Raw genomic sequence first — 16,403 nt, 5'->3', positions numbered from 1 at the left:
GTTGTGTTTGCAATTGGTCTGGCATTCCAGACCCCGGTAGCTAAGCTACCCCTTTTTCACTTCCTGTACATTTACCCTGTCTGTCCATAGTGATTAATGTAGCACCGCTTAAAGCGGTGCTTTTTTTTGCTTAAAAATTACTTCTCAAGCGCAACCATTTCTTTCACGTCAGAACGGTTGATCTGCTGCTGGTTACCGTTGGCATCTTTATACTTAATCATGCCAGTTTCATCATCGGTCTTAGGTTTACCATCAGAGACGATAGTACGTCCGTCATTGGTGTGCATGACGTAGTTCGGGCTGGAACATGCTGCTAGTGCGAAAGTCATCATACATGCAGATACAATTGCGGCTGCCTTATTCATATTTCCTTCTCCTTGTATGTAGATTTTAATGCTACTTAAATCTCTTCTGCTTACAGGCTGAAACCTTAGCCTAACAATAATTAGCATAACTCTCTTTTCTGACTTTGCCAGGTTAACCAGAATATTCTGAGGGTTACACACGCCTTGTGCAGCCTTAAGAAATGCGCCACGATCTACGCATTGAAACGAGGACAACCATGAAAGCATTTAATCCCGCCCATTTTCGCAGCCAATTCCCGGCGCTGGCGGATGCTGGCGTCTATCTCGACAGCGCGGCAACGGCGTTAAAACCCCAGGCTTTAATTGAAGCCAGCCAGCAGTTTTATAGCCTTAGCGCAGGCAACGTTCATCGCAGCCAGTTCCCAACGGCGCAGCGCCTCACGGCTCGATACGAAGCCGCCCGCGACGGCGTTGCGGCCCTGCTTAATGCCCCATCGGGAAAAGATATCGTCTGGACGCGCGGCACCACCGAAGCCATTAATTTGGTCGCCCAGTGCTACGCACGTCCGCGCCTGCAGCCCGGTGACGAAATCATCATCAGCGAAGCGGAACACCACGCTAACTTCGTGCCGTGGCTGATGGTTGCCGAGCAGACCGGCGCACGAATCGTCAAATTACCGATAGGTAAAGACTTACTGGCAGACCTTACGCTGCTCCCCGGCCTGCTAAACGAGCGCACTAAAATTCTGGCGCTTGGGCAGATGTCGAACGTGACCGGGGGCTGCCCGGATCTGGCGAAGGCCATCACCCTCGCTCATGGCGTGGGGGCTGTCGTCATGGTCGATGGCGCGCAGGGCGTGGTTCACTGCCCGCCGGACGTGCAGCGGCTTAACATCGACTTCTACGCTTTTTCCGCCCACAAGCTCTACGGCCCAACCGGCATCGGCGCGCTGTACGGCAAAACCGCACTGCTGGAAGGCATGTCGCCGTGGCTTGGCGGCGGCAAAATGATCACCCATGTCTCGTTCGACGGCTTCAAAACCCAGGCGGTGCCCTATCGCTTCGAAGCGGGTACGCCAAACGTTGCGGGGGTGATTGGCCTGAGCGCCGTGCTGGAATGGCTTACCGAAATCAACGTTACGGAAGCCGAAGCCTACAGCCAAGGCCTGGCAACGCTTGCGGAAGCCGAACTGATGAAGCGACCGGGCTTTCGCAGCTTCCGCTGTCAGGACTCGAGCCTGCTGGCCTTTGATTTTGCAGGGGTTCACCACAGCGATATGGTCACGCTGCTCGCAGAATCGGGCATTGCGCTTCGTGCCGGGCAGCACTGCGCACAGCCGCTGCTCGCCGCCCTGGGCGTCAGCGGCACCCTGCGCGCCTCTTTCGCGCCTTACAACACGCAAAGCGACGTGGACGCGCTGGTGAAAGCCATCGACCGCGCGCTGGATATTCTGGGGGAATAAATGACGAGTGGATTTTTAGCGGGCCATCCGTTTGGCAGCACGATTACCCCGGACACGCTTCGCGCGGTCTTCGAGCCGCTCCAGCAGTGGGAAGATAAATATCGCCAGCTGATTATGCTCGGCAAACAGCTGCCAGCCCTGCCCGCAGATCTTAAGCGCGAGGATATTGAGATTGCCGGCTGCGAGAACCGCGTCTGGCTCGGTCACGAGCGCGCGGCGGACGGTAAAATGCACTTCTACGGAGACAGCGAAGGGCGCATCGTGCGCGGCCTGCTGGCGGTGCTGCTGACGGCGGTTGAGGGAAAAACGGCAGAAGAGCTGCGCAACGCAGATCCGCTGGCGCTTTTTGACGAACTGGGGTTACGCAATCAGCTAAGCGCCTCGCGCAGCAGCGGGCTGGCGGCATTAGCGGAAGCGGTGCGAAAGGCGGCAAGCGAATAATTAACGGTGAAGAGCTAGCGTCGGATGGCGGCATACGCCTTATCCGACCTGCGTTCAACTGCGAAATTATAGGTCGGATAAGCGAACGCGCCATCCGACGCCCACTATTCACCCCAAAAAACTAACGCCGCGCCTTCGCCATCATCTTCTTCAACACGTGGGAAACCGCCACAAAGCCAAAGCTTGCGGTGACCATGGTTGCCGCGCCAAAACCTGACGCACAGTCCATGCGCTTCGGCCCTTCGGCGGTGCTTTTCATCGCGCACACCGAACCATCCGCCTGCGGATACACCAGCGCCTCGGTGGAAAACACGCAGTCCACGCCCAGCTTGCCTTTACTGTTCTTCACCACGCCAAAATCGCTTTTCAGCCTTTCGCGCAGCTTTGCCGCCAGCGGGTCCTGAATGGTCTTCGCCAGATCGGTAACCTGAATCTGCGTGGGATCGATTTGCCCGCCCGCGCCGCCCGTTGTAACCAGCGGGATTTTATTGCGGCGGCAAAATGCTATCAGCGCGGCTTTTGGCCGCACGCTGTCGATGGCGTCGATAACGTAGCTGTAGCCCTGGCTTAGAAGCTGGGCGGCGTTATCTGCGGTGATGAAGTCGTCCACCACGGTAACGCGGCATTCCGGGTTTATCTCGCGGATGCGCGCGGCCATCACCTCGGTTTTTGCCTGGCCGACGTTATCCCGCAGCGCGTGAATCTGGCGGTTAGTGTTGGTCACGCAGACGTCATCCATATCGATGAGCGTAATCGCGCCGATGCCGGTGCGCGCCAGCGCTTCTGCGGCCCAGGATCCGACGCCGCCAATCCCGATGACGCACACGTGCGCCTCGGCGAACAGTTGCAGAGCGTCACGCCCATAAAGACGAGCGGTGCCGCCAAAACGTTGCAGCCAGGCATCGGAAAGAACTACAGACATCGGGATATCCTCGGGAATAAAAAAACGGGCTGATTATACAGCCCGTTCGTTGAAGGTGGAAAGTTAGCCGCATTAACCGCTAAAGACGTTGCCGCCCGCGCCTGCACCCGGCGCGTTTTTCAGCACCCAGACGCGACCATAATGGTTGTACCAGCCCGCGCGATGCCCCGCTTCCGGCCCAATGCCCTGATAGATGTCGAAGTGCTGACCCTTAATCGCGCCGCCCACGTCCAGCGCTACCATCACGCGCAGCTCATACTGCCCGTTGAATTTGCCGTTGTTATCCAGCAGCGGGACTTCAGCCAGCAGCGTGGTGCCCGCCGGGATAATCGAACGGTCAGACGCTACCGACGCGCGGCCAATCAACGGTACCGCGCTCGCGCCCTTCACAGGGGCAAAGCTCGCGGGTTTAAAGAACACGAATGAAGGGTTCTGCTCAAGCAGCTCCTGCACTTCGGCCTGGCTGTGGGTTTCGCCCCAGTGGCGAATCGCCTGCATCGACATATCTTCTTTCTTCACTTCGCCGCGATCGATAAGCACCTTGCCGATGCTGCGGTACGCGTGGCCGTTTTTGCCCGCATAGCCGAAGAAAGTGAGTGGCTGCCCATCGCCAAAGTCGATATAGCCGCTGCCCTGCACGTCCATAATGAAGTTGTCCATCAGAGAATTGCTGTAGGCGAGAATATAGCTGTCGCCCAGCGCGCCGCTGTAAATCTCTGCGCGCGACGGCAGGCGGCCACGTTTAGGCGGCATGCGATAGATTGGGTACTGGAACTCGCCCTGACGGGTGTAGCGCGCCTGCACCACCGGCGTGTAGTAGCCGGTAAACTGCACGTTGCCGTAGTTGTCTGCGCCTTCCATCTGCCAGGCGTCCAGGCCGTACTGGCTCAGCTGGCGGGTATCGCCGCCCGCGCGCAGCCATTGCTGCACGGAGCCATAGACGTCGCTCTTGCTGTTATAGAGTCTTGGGGAGGCGGAACGAATCTGATTTACCTGCTCGGCGAAGTCACCGCCGTTAATAGGTGCGCCGACCGCGTCAGGCTGGTTTACCAGCGAAAAGGGTTGGGAAAACTTACCGTCTTTATACTGCTGACCTTTGTCAGTCGGTTTAGAGGAACAGGCTGCCAACGCCGCTACCATTACGCCCGTTACAATGTACTTAATCCAACGTCCTTTCATTAACTGCCTCGCCCTGGTTTATGCCGCTACACGCCACGCGAAGATAGCAAACACGCCGGGAGAATTAAATGCGTTACGCGTGCCGCACGGCAGGGGTGTACATAAATTAATCAAAAAGCCGTCATTTTCAACAACCTGTGACAAAATTAGCATTTTTTAAAAAAAGGGTTGCAACATAAAGCGAGCAGAGTATAGTGCGCATCCACGGACGCGGGGTGGAGCAGCCTGGTAGCTCGTCGGGCTCATAACCCGAAGGTCGTCAGTTCAAATCTGGCCCCCGCAACCAATTAAGCCGCAGATTCTGCGCCATGATGGAAATCATGTGGGAAGTAAAGTAGTATACGGACGCGGGGTGGAGCAGCCTGGTAGCTCGTCGGGCTCATAACCCGAAGGTCGTCAGTTCAAATCTGGCCCCCGCAACCAACTAAGCCGCAGATTCTGCGCCATGATGAAAATCATGTGGGAACAAAAGCAGTTTACGGACGCGGGGTGGAGCAGCCTGGTAGCTCGTCGGGCTCATAACCCGAAGGTCGTCAGTTCAAATCTGGCCCCCGCAACCAACTTTAAAGCACCTTAACGGGTGTTTTTTTGTATCTGAATTCCCCTAATCCCCCTTCACTATTGCTTATCCCCTAAATAATTCATGTTACAGCCTGGCAACAAAGGAGCTTACTTAAGTAAGTGACTGGGGTAAGCGAGCGCAGCTAACCCCCCTTCAACTTGCAGTATGACGGAGAGATTAGCCGCGCCTTGCAAGCGTAGCCCCATCCGCAAAGTAAGCCTTAATCCCCGCCAGAATAGACTCCGCAACTTCCTGCTGGAACGTCGCCGTGCGCAGCTTGCGCTCTTCCTCAACGTTGCTTAAAAACGCCGTTTCGACGAGGATCGAAGGAATATCCGGCGCTTTTAACACCGCAAACCCGGCCTGATCGACGCTGTTTTTATGCAGCTTGTTAACGCGCCCAAGCCTGTTTAGCACCTCTTTGCCAAACTTCAGGCTATCGTTGATGGTCAGCGACTGCACCATATCGAACATGGTGTGATCGACGTAGCGGTCGCCGCTTCTGCTAATGCCACCGATTAAGTCGGCGGCGTTCTGCGTTTGCGCCAGGTATTTTGCCGCCGTACTGGTGGCACCTTTGGTGGAAAGCGCAAACACCGACGACCCGCGAGCCGCGCCTGAGGTAAACGCATCCGCATGGATCGATACAAACAGATCGGCGCGCTGCTTCTGGGCTTTTGCCACGCGAACTTTCAGCGGGATAAATACATCCTCGTTGCGCGTCATGTACGCCTTCATGTTGCCTTCTTTATCGATCAGCGCCTTCAGGCGACGGGCGATTTTCAACACGATATCTTTTTCACGCGTCTTGTTCGGGCCGATGGCACCAGGATCTTCGCCGCCGTGTCCGGGATCGAGCATGATAACGATCGGCCTGTCACGCCCTGCTTTACCCGGTTTTGGTCCCTGCTCGGCGGGCATCTTCTTGTCGAGATCGCCGTTGTTATAATCTTCCAACAGCGCCAGCAGCGGATCCTGCTCGCTATTCATATTTGCCGGATAAAGATCCATCACCAGCCGCTCTTTAAACTCGGCGACAGGGGCCAGCGCGAAGAGATGCGGCGTAACATTTTGTTTCAGTTCAAAAACCATTCGTACGGTCTTGGGATCGAATTGCCCAACGCGTGCAGACTTAATAAAAGGATCGTCCACGCGGATTTGCGACCCAACGCCTTTCAGCACCGAGTTCAAATTCACCCCTTCAATATCGACCACCACGCGTTCAGGATTGCTTAAAGCGAACTGCTTGTACTTCAGCATTTGGTTCGATTCCAGCGTCACGCGGGTGTAAGACGAGGCCGGCCAGACGCGCACGGCAATCACCTGGCTTACCGCAGCAAGCCCAACCTGGCTTACGCTTAACAACCACATGGCACCCGCGCCCTGCAATAAACGGCGGCGGCTAATTAACGGACTGGAATCTGGCATGGCTCTCCTGAGCGACATCTTTTTCGAATAAAAAATCGTTGGCGATATTTTTTAGCCGAAAACTTTAGCGAATCACGCTGTGGCTGTCATCCTCAAAAGGGTAAACATATTCAAAGACAGACAAAGGTCGCGGGCGAAAAAAATCTGCCCTATGGGAAAATTGCTGCTTGCACGTCGCGCAATAAAAGAATAAAAATATGGAAATTATGAATAATCATGCAATGAGGGTTTGCCGTGGTGAAGGAACGTAGAACCGAACTGGTACAGGGATTCCGCCATTCTGTTCCCTATATAAATGCCCATCGGGGAAAAACGTTTGTCATTATGCTGGGCGGCGAAGCCATCGAGCATGAAAACTTCTCAAGTATCGTCAACGATATTGGCCTGCTGCACAGCCTCGGCATCCGCCTGGTCGTTGTCTACGGCGCGCGCCCGCAGATTGACGCCAATTTAGCGGCCCACAATCACGAACCGGTGTACCACAAATACACCCGGGTCACGGACGCCAAAACGCTGGAGCTGGTGAAACAGGCCGCAGGTTTATTGCAGCTGGATATCACCGCCCGCCTCTCCATGAGCCTAGGCAACACGCCGTTGCAGGGCGCGCACATCAACGTAGTCAGCGGCAACTTTATCATCGCCCAGCCATTGGGCGTGGATGACGGCATCGACTACTGCCACAGCGGCCGCATTCGCCGCATCGACGAAGAGGCGATTCATCGCCAGCTCGATAACGGTGCCATCGTCCTGATGGGGCCGGTGGCGGTATCGGTAACCGGCGAGAGCTTTAACCTCACCTCCGAAGAGGTCGCCACCCAGCTCGCCGTGAAGCTAAAAGCTGAAAAAATGATCGGCTTTTGCTCATCCCAGGGCGTCATCGACGACGGCGGCAATATTATTTCCGAACTGTTTCCCAACGACGCGCAGCAGCGCATCGAAGAGCTGGAAAGCACCGGCGATTACCATTCCGGCACCGTGCGCTTCCTGCGCGGGGCGGTTAAGGCCTGCCGCAGCGGCGTGCGTCGTAGCCACCTGATCAGCTATCAGGAAGACGGCGCGCTGCTTCAGGAGCTGTTCTCACGCGACGGTATCGGCACGCAGATTGTGATGGAAAGCGCCGAGCAGATTCGCCGTGCGACCATCAACGACATCGGCGGTATCCTCGAACTGATTCGCCCGCTTGAGCAGCAGGGTATTCTGGTGCGCCGCTCTCGCGAGCAGCTGGAAATGGAGATCGACAAGTTCACCATTATCCAGCGCGACAACCTGACTATCGCCTGCGCGGCGCTTTATCCGTTCCCGGAAGAAGGCATTGGGGAAATGGCATGCGTGGCGGTTCACCCGGACTACCGCAGCTCCTCGCGGGGCGAAGTCCTGCTGCAGCGCATCGCCACGCAGGCGCGGCAAATGGGCCTGACGAAGCTGTTCGTGCTGACCACGCGCAGCATCCACTGGTTCCAGGAGCGCGGCTTCACGCCGGTGGACGTCGACCTGCTGCCGGAAAGCAAAAAAGAGATGTACAACTATCAGCGTCGTTCGAAGATCCTGATGGCTGACCTGGCCTGAGTCGATGTGGTGGATGGCGCTTGCGCTTATCCACCCTACGAAATGCCGCCGTTGATGCTTCGGACGGCGTATAAGCCTGCGCCATCCGCCTTCTTATCCTCTCTTTACCGCCACACTCAATCGCCGAAAGCCACCATCAGCCCGCTGCGCCGCTCGGTACGCGTGGAAATCGCTTTCTCAAGCACCCTATCATCGGCATACAGCGACAGGCGCTTTCGCGCGCGCGTAATGGCCGTATACACCAGCTCCCGCGTCACGACCGGGGTGAACTGATTTGGCAGCACCAGCGCCGCATGGTCGAACTCCGAGCCCTGGGATTTATGCACCGTCATCGCGAAGGCGGTATCGTGCCCCGGCAGACGGCTTGGCTGCACCGATTTCACGCTGCCGTCCGGCATCGCAAACCACACGCGCAGCCCTTCACCTCTCTCCAGCGCAATACCGATATCGCCGTTGAACAGCCCAAGCGTGCTGTCGTTGCGGGAAATCATAATCGGGCGGCCGCTATACCAGCGCACAGACGAAGGCTGCGGTCGGTTAATCAGGCGCTTATGAATCAAGGCCTGTTCAATACGCTCGTTCAGGCCGCCAACGCCAAACGGCCCTTCCCGCAGCGCGCACAGCAGCTGATAGCGCCCGAAGGCTTCGAGAATTTGTTCGGGAGCGGCCTGCTGGCGGGTCAGTTCAAGGTAGGAGCGGTAACCTTCCACCGCGTCCGCAATCATCGCCGCGTAATCCTCGCTTTCGCGCAGCGGCTGCTTGGTGATATCGGCGAATCCCTGGCTAAACGTCGCCTGCGCGCGGCGCGCATCGCTTGCGTTCACCGCAAAAGCCAACTGCCCAATCCCCGACTGGCTGTCGAAACGATAGCTTTTTTGCAGCAGGCACAGGCCGTCACGCAGCGCGCTAGCCTGCTCCCCTTCCCCTGCTGGAATCGCATAGCCCGTGAGGCGGCTTAGCTCCTGCGCGCGGCCCGGCGAATAGCCAAAAGTCACGTAATGACAGATATCGCCCAGCACCGCACCCGCCTCAACGGACGCGAGCTGGTCGCGATCGCCCAGGAAAATCACCCGCGCGTGGGCTGGCAGGGCATCAATCACTTTTGCCATCATCGGCAGATCGACCATGGATGCTTCGTCCACCACCAGCACGTCCAGATGAAGCGGATTACCGGCGTGATAGCGCAGACGCTGGCTGTTCGGCTGCGCGCCCAGCAGGCGGTGCAGCGTGCAGGCGTCATCCGGCAGCGCCTCTTTTTGCTTATCGCTAAGCGGCAGACGGCGCAGCGCCGAACCGAGCGATTCAGTCAGACGAGCGGCAGCCTTACCCGTCGGTGCGGCAAGCTGAATACGCAGCAGAGCATCGCCGGACAGCTGAACCAAAGCCGCGAGAAGTTTGGCAACGGTTGTCGTTTTCCCCGTGCCCGGCCCGCCGGAAATCACCGAGATCCTCCGCGTGAGAGCAACGGCGGCGGCAACCTTCTGCCAGTCGATGTCCTCGGTCGGCTCAAACAGGTGATTAAGCACTCCGGCAAGCTGCTGCTCGTCCAGCGGCATCGGGCGGTTTTGCGCGCCGAAGAACTCCGCCACCGACCGCTCGTTCTGCCACATCCTGTTGAGATAAAGCCTGTCGCCAATAAGCTTCAGCGGCGTGGCATCTTCGTTTTCGCTTACCGCATCAGAAATCAGAAGCTCGCCCCGCCAGTCGGCAACCGCACCGGCGGCGGCAAACAGCTGCTCCACCAGCTCAACCTGACGGCCAGCAAAAAGATGTTCGGGCTTAAGCCGCGCCAGCGGTAAACACACGTGCCCTTCGCCCGCATCATGGCTCAGCAAAGCCGCAGCCAGCATCAAAGCGGGCCTTTCATCGCTTGCGATCATCAGGGCAAACTGGACGTCCAGCGCCCGCAGCAGCTTTTGTTCGGCCGCCTGCTGCAGCAGTTCGGACATTTTCATGGCGTGACCTCTACATGAGTACCGGCGAACAGCGCATCCATTTTCGCGATCAGCTCGACGTCGGGGCGCGTGGCAAAAATCCCCTGCGACGACCCGCTGCCTTCCACTCCGCGCAGGAAGAGATAAATCACGCCGCCAAAGTGGGTTTCGTAGTCATAGTCAGGAATACGGTGGCGCAGATAGCGATGTAGCGCCAGCGTATAAAGCTGATATTGCAGGTCGTAACGGTGAGACTGCATGGCTGCCGCCATCGCCTGCTGCGTATAGGCCTGGCTGTCTTCGCCGAGCCAGTTGGATTTGTAGTCGAGCAGGTAATAGCGCCCCTGCCAGCGGAATACGAGGTCAATAAAGCCCTTGAGCATGCCGCGCACCTGCCGGAAATCCAGCGGCGGGCAGCCCGCAGAAAGCGGGTCGTACTCGCGAATAAGGCGATCTAACGCCTGGGCCTGCAGGTCGGTGTCGATGGGTAGATAAAACTCCAGCTCGACCTGTTTGTCGGCGGGCGACAGCTGGTTTAGCGACACGCCGGTTTGATTCAGGGGAGCCTGTAAAACCTCGCGTAGCCAATTGCTCAGCACCGGCTGCCACTGCTCACCATAGCCCTGAACGTTTAGCTCAGCGGCAACCCACTCATCGTCCAGCGGTTGGGTGAAATCAATCCCTTCGAACAGGCCGTGCAGGAATGTGCCGGGAGCCGCGCCGCGCGGGAATGAGTGCGGAGTGAGTGATGGCTCACTTTGCTCCTGTTCAACCCCCGCACCGTCTACGTCCAGGCGCGGCAGTAAATCCTGGGCGATGCTTTGCCCGTGCTGCTGTAGCCCGGAGTAGCTGGTGACGCGCCAGTTGTCGGACACCCGCCGCTGCATCACGCGGGCGCTCAGCTCCGGGCGCTCGGCCGCCACGGGCTGCCACGGCTGCGGGTCCTTTGGCTTGAGCTGTTCAATGCTAATCGCCTCACCGGCAAGCGCATCAAGGCTCGCCTGTAGCCCCGCCGCATCCTGCGCTTCGCCCTTTTGCAGCAGATACCCCAAAGCCCCAAGATGCAAATCGCTCGGGCCTTTTTTGGCGCGCGTTCCACGGAACAACGGCGCGACACCGAGGCTGCAGTGCCAGATAGAACGGGTCAGCGCCACGTACAGCAGGCGTAGATCTTCCGCAAGGCGTTCTTCTTCCGCAAGGCTCAGGCTTTCTTCGTTGTTGCTCAAGTCCAGCAGCGAGGAAAAGGTTGTGCGGTCATGGTATAACCCGCTGTTTTGCTGGCGGAAGTTGGCAATAAAAGGCAGCCAGACAAGCGGATACTCAAGCCCTTTCGATTTGTGGATGGTCACGACCTGGACCAGGTGCTTATCGCTTTCAAGGCGCAGCTGCTGGCTGGTAGCATTGTTGTTCGGCTCGGCGACCTGCTGGGCGAGCCAGCGCACCAGCGCATGCTCGCTGTCTGCCTGCGAGGCCGCTTCCTGCAACAGCTCGCTAATGTGCAAAATGTCCGTCAACCGCCTTTCGCCGCCGGATGTCGCCAGCAGGTTTTCAGCGACCTGCCGCGCCGTCATCAGGGCGCGGAGCATCGGCATCACGCCGCGCCGCAGCCAGATTTGGCGATAGGCGGTAAACTCTTCCACCAGCCTGTCCCACGCCTCTTCGTCTTCGTTCAGCGCTTCGATATGGCGCGCGTCGAGGCCCAGGGCGCTGGTCGCCACCGCGCTGCGCAGGGTTGATTCTATTTCCGGCGTCAGCACCGCCTGCAAAATCCACAGCAGCTCGCGGGCTTCGGGCGTGGCAAAAACGGAGTCGCGGTTGGAGAGATAAACCGAAGGAATATTCAGCCCGCTAAGCGCTTCACGAACGATTGTCGCCTCGCCCCGGCTACGCACCAGAATGGTAATGTCAGAAGCCTGAACCGGGCGAGATTTCTCGCCCTGCCACAGCAGCGCATCCCCGCGCTGACCGGCGGTCAGCCAGTCGCGAATCTGCTGCGCGCACTGCATCGCCATGGCCTGTTGGTAATCACTTACACCGCAGCCATCCCCCGGCTGTAGCCACAGCGACATCGCCGCCAGCGCCTTGCCGCGCACGGTAAAACGCAGGCCGCTATTTTTAGGCGCGGCTTTTACCGGCAGGAACGGGATTTGGCGGAATAAAAAGGGATTTTCAAGCTGGTTAAACAGCGTGTTGACGCTGGTAATCATCGCAGGAGACGAGCGCCAGTTGGTGTCCAGGGTGTAGTGATCGCTCACTTCCTGACGCGCCTTCATGTAGGTAAAAATATCCGCGCCGCGGAAAGCATAAATAGCCTGCTTCGGGTCGCCGATGAGCAGCAGCGCGGTATCCGGCTGGCGGATATACAGGCGGCGGAAAATGCGATACTGCTGCGGGTCGGTATCCTGGAATTCATCAATCATCGCCGCCGGGAAGCGCGCGCGGATGGCGGCGGCCAGCGCGTCACCACCCGGCTGGTGCAGCGCGTCATCAAGACGGCTTAGCATATCATCAAAGCCCAGCTCGCCACGGCGGCGCTTCTCCTGCTGCACGATATAGCGAATTTCCGCCATTGCGCGGGCGATAACCAGGTCGCGCAGGGTCAGGGGTTCGGCCAACAGCGCGGCAATCTCGCTGAAAACGGGATGGCGCGGCGGCTCGCCTTTCTTAGTTTTTTCATCAAGCGTGGCCTGAGAAAAACGGCCTAGCGCGTCCGGTAGCTGATAGCTGGTGGTTTCGCTCTGCGCCCACTCGCCGACGATATTTAGCCAGTTGGGCAAATTTTTGCTGCTGTAGCTGCGCCTGTCGACACCGGACTGCTCGATGGCAGCGGCAATATCCTGCGCGGCGGCAAGCCAGTTAGCTTTTACGCTGTCGATCGCCGCGACGATCTTCTCATGGCGGGCAATCAGCGTTTCGTTATCCGCAGGCGGCTGTTTTAACGCGGGCTGTTCGCCCTGCAGCCAGCTATTTATGTCGCGCAGCAAATCTTCCGGGCCGGACCACTGTTCGCTCATCGCCTGGGCGACCGGCTTCGGCAGCGGGTAACAGTGACGACGCCAAAAGTCAGCGCAGGCGTGGCGGCGCAGCAGCGACTCATCTTCAATCAGCTTCTGTTCGAACAGCATGCCGGACTCAAAGGCGTTAAGGCTGAGCATGCGCTGGCAAAAACCGTGGATGGTGAAAATGGCGGCTTCGTCCATCTGCTGCTCGGCCAGACGCAGAATCTGCGCGGCCTGATGGCGATCGGGGATTTGCGCCAGCAGGCGGACCAGCAGCGGGTTTTCGGTGAAGTTGCGCACGCAGGCGATGCGCAGTTCATGAATGTTGGCGCGAATGCGGCCACGCAGTTCTTCGGTGGCCGCTTCGGTAAAGGTCACCACAAGCAGTTCTTCAACGCCGAGCGGGCGAGGAAAAGCAGCGCTTTCCCCCAGTCCCAGCAGCAACCGCAAATAGAGCGCCGCTATAGTGAACGTTTTCCCGGTACCGGCAGAAGCTTCAATCAGTCGCTCGCCGGTTAGCGGCAAGCTTAGGGGATCAAGGGGCTGTGCGGTTCCGGTCATTATCTCTCACTTTATTTTGTATCTATAAGCGGCAACGTTTGTTGCAGACCGCTGACTCCCTCCCAGGTTTTCCAGCCTTTAGGCGCGGCGTATTCCGCCTTGCCGCTGTGGCTGCCGGATACCTGCGAGAGCAGTGCGGCACCCTGAGGCTCAACGACCGCCTGATGGAAGAAATCCGCCAGTTTTGCTGGAGTCAGCTTTTTAATTTCGGCGACTACTTTATCACGCGAATCAAAGTCCATGTTTCCACGATCGAAATCTTTGCTGAGCTGCGATGCTTCCTGCGAAAGCGTCTGCGGAGCCTGCATCATTTCACTGATAATACCCTGCTGCATTTGCGCGAAATCTTCCGCGCTCATGTTGCGGAGTTTCTGCTCCGCCGTCGGATAAAACGCCTTGAACCGCTCGTAGAGATAGGCCGGCTGCTTATCGCTACTTTGCAGCAGGAATCCAACTCCCCACTGGCGTCCTACGGACATCGGGAAGGCAAACACCGCATAGCCAAGCTGTTCCTGGGTACGCAGCTGATTGTAGAACCACGGCTGAATGATTTGCCCAAGCATAGCGCTGTAGGCGGTGCTAACCGTCTCGTCATAACCTTTAGGTACATAGACCGCAGCGAGCGCTGAATCGGTGCTGCTTCCGGCTTTCTCAAACATTGCCAGAGTCTGCTTATCGACCAGCACGTCTTTGTTACGACACCATTCATTGCCTTTGGTCGCAAGCACGCTCTGCACCCGATGCGCCAGACTCTTAGCCCGATCGGGGTCCATATTACCCAGCACTAAAAATTCCGGTTTTGCATTGGTTTTCAGGGCATCACGATAGTGAATAACATCTTTTAGCGTCAGGCTCGGCAGCAGCGCCCGGCGCTCTTCCCGCTGGAAGTAAGGCACCTGCGAAACCATCTGGACGGGCATAATGGCCTGGTCGTAGGCTTTGCCTTTATCCGCCGAATCCATCATCTGCGCATACCAGGACTTCGCCTGGTCCAGCTGTTCCTGAGTCGGCGTGTAAGAGAAATAGCCCTGCAGCAGAGCTTCAAACAGCTGTGGCAGGCGCTGCGTGTAGCCGTTCGCATTGACCATTAGCCCACTGTTAGCGTTGGTGGAGAAGCTGATACCGCCTACCGCAGCCTGGTTGCTCAGCTCATCCAGCGCAATCCCCGCCAGATAATCGTTAATCGCAAACATGACCTGATTTTTCGCACTGTCCATCGCCTGCGGATTGCGCAGCACCATCGTCACGTCGGCCTTCGGCTCGCTGGCAAAATACTTGCTCGGCATATAAAGCACGCGCAGACCCGGCTCTTTCACCAGCAGTTCAGGATGAACGTAGGCTTTATCCGGTTTGATGAGCGTGAAGTCATCCGGAATGTACGGGTTCAGCTGCGGCAGCGTCAGGCCAATAGCCGCCGATTTTTGCTGCCAGTCGCTAAAGGTTTGCTGAGTAATTTTGTCGACCTGATAGGGCGCGTCCACAAAATAAGCGGTTTTGTTATGCGGCTCTTTCGGGCTGATATACCAGACGCGAGCGTTTTGCGGAGTCATCATGTCCAGCCGCGCTTTGATGGCGGCGGGATCGTATTCGTCAGCAATGTTTACCGCATCCAGAGTATGGGCAACCGGCACGCGCAGCATGGTATCCGCCAGCCATTCCACGTAGTCCATGTCACGCGTGATGGACGGATAGCGGAAATCCAGATCCAGCACGTGGGCCAGCTCGTCAAAATAACGTTTATCCACGCCGTTCTGTTGCAGGTTATTCAGGTAGCTAAAGACGGCCGCAACGACCTCATCACGCTGGGCGAGCCCCTTGTCGGTGAGCGAAACAGAGATTGCAAACACGCCGCTGTTGCCGTTGATTTGCGGATCGGAGTCGGCGCGGATGCTGTCGGCCAGGCCTTGTTTTTGCAGCCAGTCAGACAGGGTATTCTCGCTGCGGTTACCAATCAGGTAGCCAATCAGTTCGTCGGTTTTGCTGCGGAATTTGTCGCTGTTGTTATCGATACGGAATTCAACGCGCAGCACCTTACGCGGCAGCGCCGGAACGTAGTGAATAATGATGCCTTTCTGCGCGTCCGTGACCACCGGAACGTCGATAACCGGCTTCTCAATGTTCTTATTCGGTACGCGCCCGTAGGTATCCACGGCGATTTTTGCCAGTTCTGGCAAAGGCTTGTTGCTGTAAATGACGGCCTTCATCAGGTTGGCGGAATAGTACTGGTTACGAAACGCCACCAGCGCATCCAGCAGTTTGCTGCCGGGCTTATCGCGCAGCGTTTCCAAATTACCGCCGGAGAAGCGTGAGCCGGGGTGAGCCGGGTTAAGCGTTTCGGCGCTGACCTGCGCCATGCGCATCCCGTCACGGGCGCGGGCTAGCGTCAGCTCCGCGTTCACCGCGTTACGTTCGCGCTCGGCATACTCTGGGGCAAGATTCGGCTCGGCGATAGCATCGGCCAGCCTGTCGACGGCACCCGCCAGCGCGTCGTTCTCGACTTCCATATAGAACGCGGTGCGATAAGTTGCCGTGCTGGCGTTGTGACTGCCGCCGTGCTTTTTGAGAAATTCAGACAGGCTGTCCGGCTCGGGGTATTTCTTTGAGCCCATCAGCGTCATATGTTCAAGGTAGTGTGCGAGGCCCAGATGATTATCCGGATCTTCAAGCGATCCGACAGGCACCACCAGCGCAGACAACGACTTCACCGCCTGCGGGTCAGAAACCAGCAGCACGGTCATATCATTATCAAGGCGCACAGCCTGATACTGGCGATTGTCCTTATCGCTTTTGCGGATTGTTTCCTGGAGGGGTTGCCACCCCGTGTCGGCCTGACTTAATGGTGCCCAAAGAGCAGCGAACAAGAAAAGCGGTTTTAACCAGGTGCTGCATTTAGGCATTCACGAACCTCTTCATCACGAAACTTCCTAACTCACTCATCATTAACAACTTTTAAACTATTTCGCTATCGCAGTTGTTACTTTTTTCGCCAGCCCTGAGCAAGATGCGCATCATAGATGAACTTGCCGGGCTGTGCAATTTTTAT

The 16,403-nt window shown here is 57.5% G+C and carries 10 protein-coding genes and 3 tRNA genes; 6 read left to right on the top strand and 7 right to left on the bottom strand.

Annotated elements, in window-relative coordinates; all coding sequences use genetic code 11:
• Positions 1 to 137: 137 nt before the first annotated feature.
• Positions 138 to 365: a YgdI/YgdR family lipoprotein gene (locus tag ACSPHG_RS04570; RefSeq protein ID WP_435952345.1), complete on the bottom strand. Its 228-nt coding sequence runs from the start codon at positions 363 to 365 to the stop codon at positions 138 to 140.
• Positions 366 to 562: 197 nt separating this feature from the next.
• On the opposite strand from ACSPHG_RS04570, the gene csdA reads away from it, so the two are divergent.
• Both csdA and csdE read left to right on the top strand, forming a co-directional pair.
• Positions 563 to 1,768: a cysteine desulfurase CsdA gene (gene csdA / locus ACSPHG_RS04565; RefSeq protein ID WP_435952344.1), complete on the top strand. Its 1,206-nt coding sequence runs from the start codon at positions 563 to 565 to the stop codon at positions 1,766 to 1,768.
• The gene (gene csdE / locus ACSPHG_RS04560; protein WP_435952343.1) at positions 1,769 to 2,209 is read left to right on the top strand and encodes a cysteine desulfurase sulfur acceptor subunit CsdE; all 441 of its coding nucleotides are present in this window, start codon (positions 1,769 to 1,771) and stop codon (positions 2,207 to 2,209) included.
• 121 nt (positions 2,210 to 2,330) lie between these two features.
• Here csdE and tcdA read toward each other — a convergent pair whose 3' ends face one another.
• Positions 2,331 to 3,131, bottom strand: coding sequence for a tRNA cyclic N6-threonylcarbamoyladenosine(37) synthase TcdA (gene tcdA, locus ACSPHG_RS04555; protein ID WP_435952342.1), 801 nt, complete (start codon positions 3,129 to 3,131; stop codon positions 2,331 to 2,333).
• A gap of 72 nt (positions 3,132 to 3,203) precedes the next feature.
• Positions 3,204 to 4,310 carry a murein transglycosylase A gene (gene mltA / locus ACSPHG_RS04550; RefSeq protein ID WP_435952341.1) on the bottom strand — a complete coding sequence of 369 codons (1,107 nt, stop codon included), beginning with the start codon at positions 4,308 to 4,310 and terminating at the stop codon, positions 3,204 to 3,206.
• 209 nt (positions 4,311 to 4,519) lie between these two features.
• Here mltA and ACSPHG_RS04545 point away from each other — a divergent pair.
• From ACSPHG_RS04545 to ACSPHG_RS04535, 3 genes are all read left to right on the top strand, one after another.
• Positions 4,520 to 4,596: transfer RNA gene (locus ACSPHG_RS04545), tRNA-Met, on the top strand.
• A gap of 60 nt (positions 4,597 to 4,656) precedes the next feature.
• Positions 4,657 to 4,733: transfer RNA gene (locus ACSPHG_RS04540), tRNA-Met, on the top strand.
• Between the two features lie 60 nt (positions 4,734 to 4,793).
• Positions 4,794 to 4,870 (top strand) — tRNA-Met (locus ACSPHG_RS04535).
• Positions 4,871 to 5,049: 179 nt separating this feature from the next.
• Here ACSPHG_RS04535 and amiC read toward each other — a convergent pair.
• A complete protein-coding gene (gene amiC, locus ACSPHG_RS04530; protein ID WP_435952340.1) occupies positions 5,050 to 6,300 on the bottom strand; it encodes an N-acetylmuramoyl-L-alanine amidase AmiC in 1,251 nt (416 codons plus the stop codon).
• A gap of 234 nt (positions 6,301 to 6,534) precedes the next feature.
• On the opposite strand from amiC, the gene argA reads away from it, so the two are divergent.
• The gene (argA, locus tag ACSPHG_RS04525; protein WP_435952339.1) at positions 6,535 to 7,866 is read left to right on the top strand and encodes an amino-acid N-acetyltransferase; all 1,332 of its coding nucleotides are present in this window, start codon (positions 6,535 to 6,537) and stop codon (positions 7,864 to 7,866) included.
• A 116-nt stretch (positions 7,867 to 7,982) separates the two neighbouring features.
• On the opposite strand, the gene recD is transcribed toward argA, so the two are convergent.
• From recD to ptrA, 3 genes are read right to left on the bottom strand one after another with little or no spacing between them, the layout of a single operon-like run.
• Positions 7,983 to 9,821 carry an exodeoxyribonuclease V subunit alpha gene (recD, locus tag ACSPHG_RS04520; RefSeq protein ID WP_435952338.1) on the bottom strand — a complete coding sequence of 613 codons (1,839 nt, stop codon included), beginning with the start codon at positions 9,819 to 9,821 and terminating at the stop codon, positions 7,983 to 7,985.
• A complete protein-coding gene (gene recB / locus ACSPHG_RS04515) occupies positions 9,818 to 13,360 on the bottom strand; it encodes an exodeoxyribonuclease V subunit beta (RefSeq protein ID WP_435952337.1) in 3,543 nt (1,180 codons plus the stop codon). Before recB ends, recD begins: the two co-directional genes overlap by 4 nt.
• 11 nt (positions 13,361 to 13,371) lie before the next feature.
• Positions 13,372 to 16,257: a pitrilysin gene (gene ptrA / locus ACSPHG_RS04510; RefSeq protein ID WP_435952336.1), complete on the bottom strand. Its 2,886-nt coding sequence runs from the start codon at positions 16,255 to 16,257 to the stop codon at positions 13,372 to 13,374.
• Between the last annotated feature and the right edge of the window lie 146 nt (positions 16,258 to 16,403).

Origin of the sequence: Dryocola baronae (assembly GCF_051297175.1) — a bacterium.
In the GTDB taxonomy this organism is placed as follows: Bacteria; Pseudomonadota; Gammaproteobacteria; order Enterobacterales; family Enterobacteriaceae; genus Dryocola.
The sequence above is the reverse complement of the archived record's forward strand: the minus strand, read 5'-3'. Positions and strand labels throughout refer to the sequence as shown.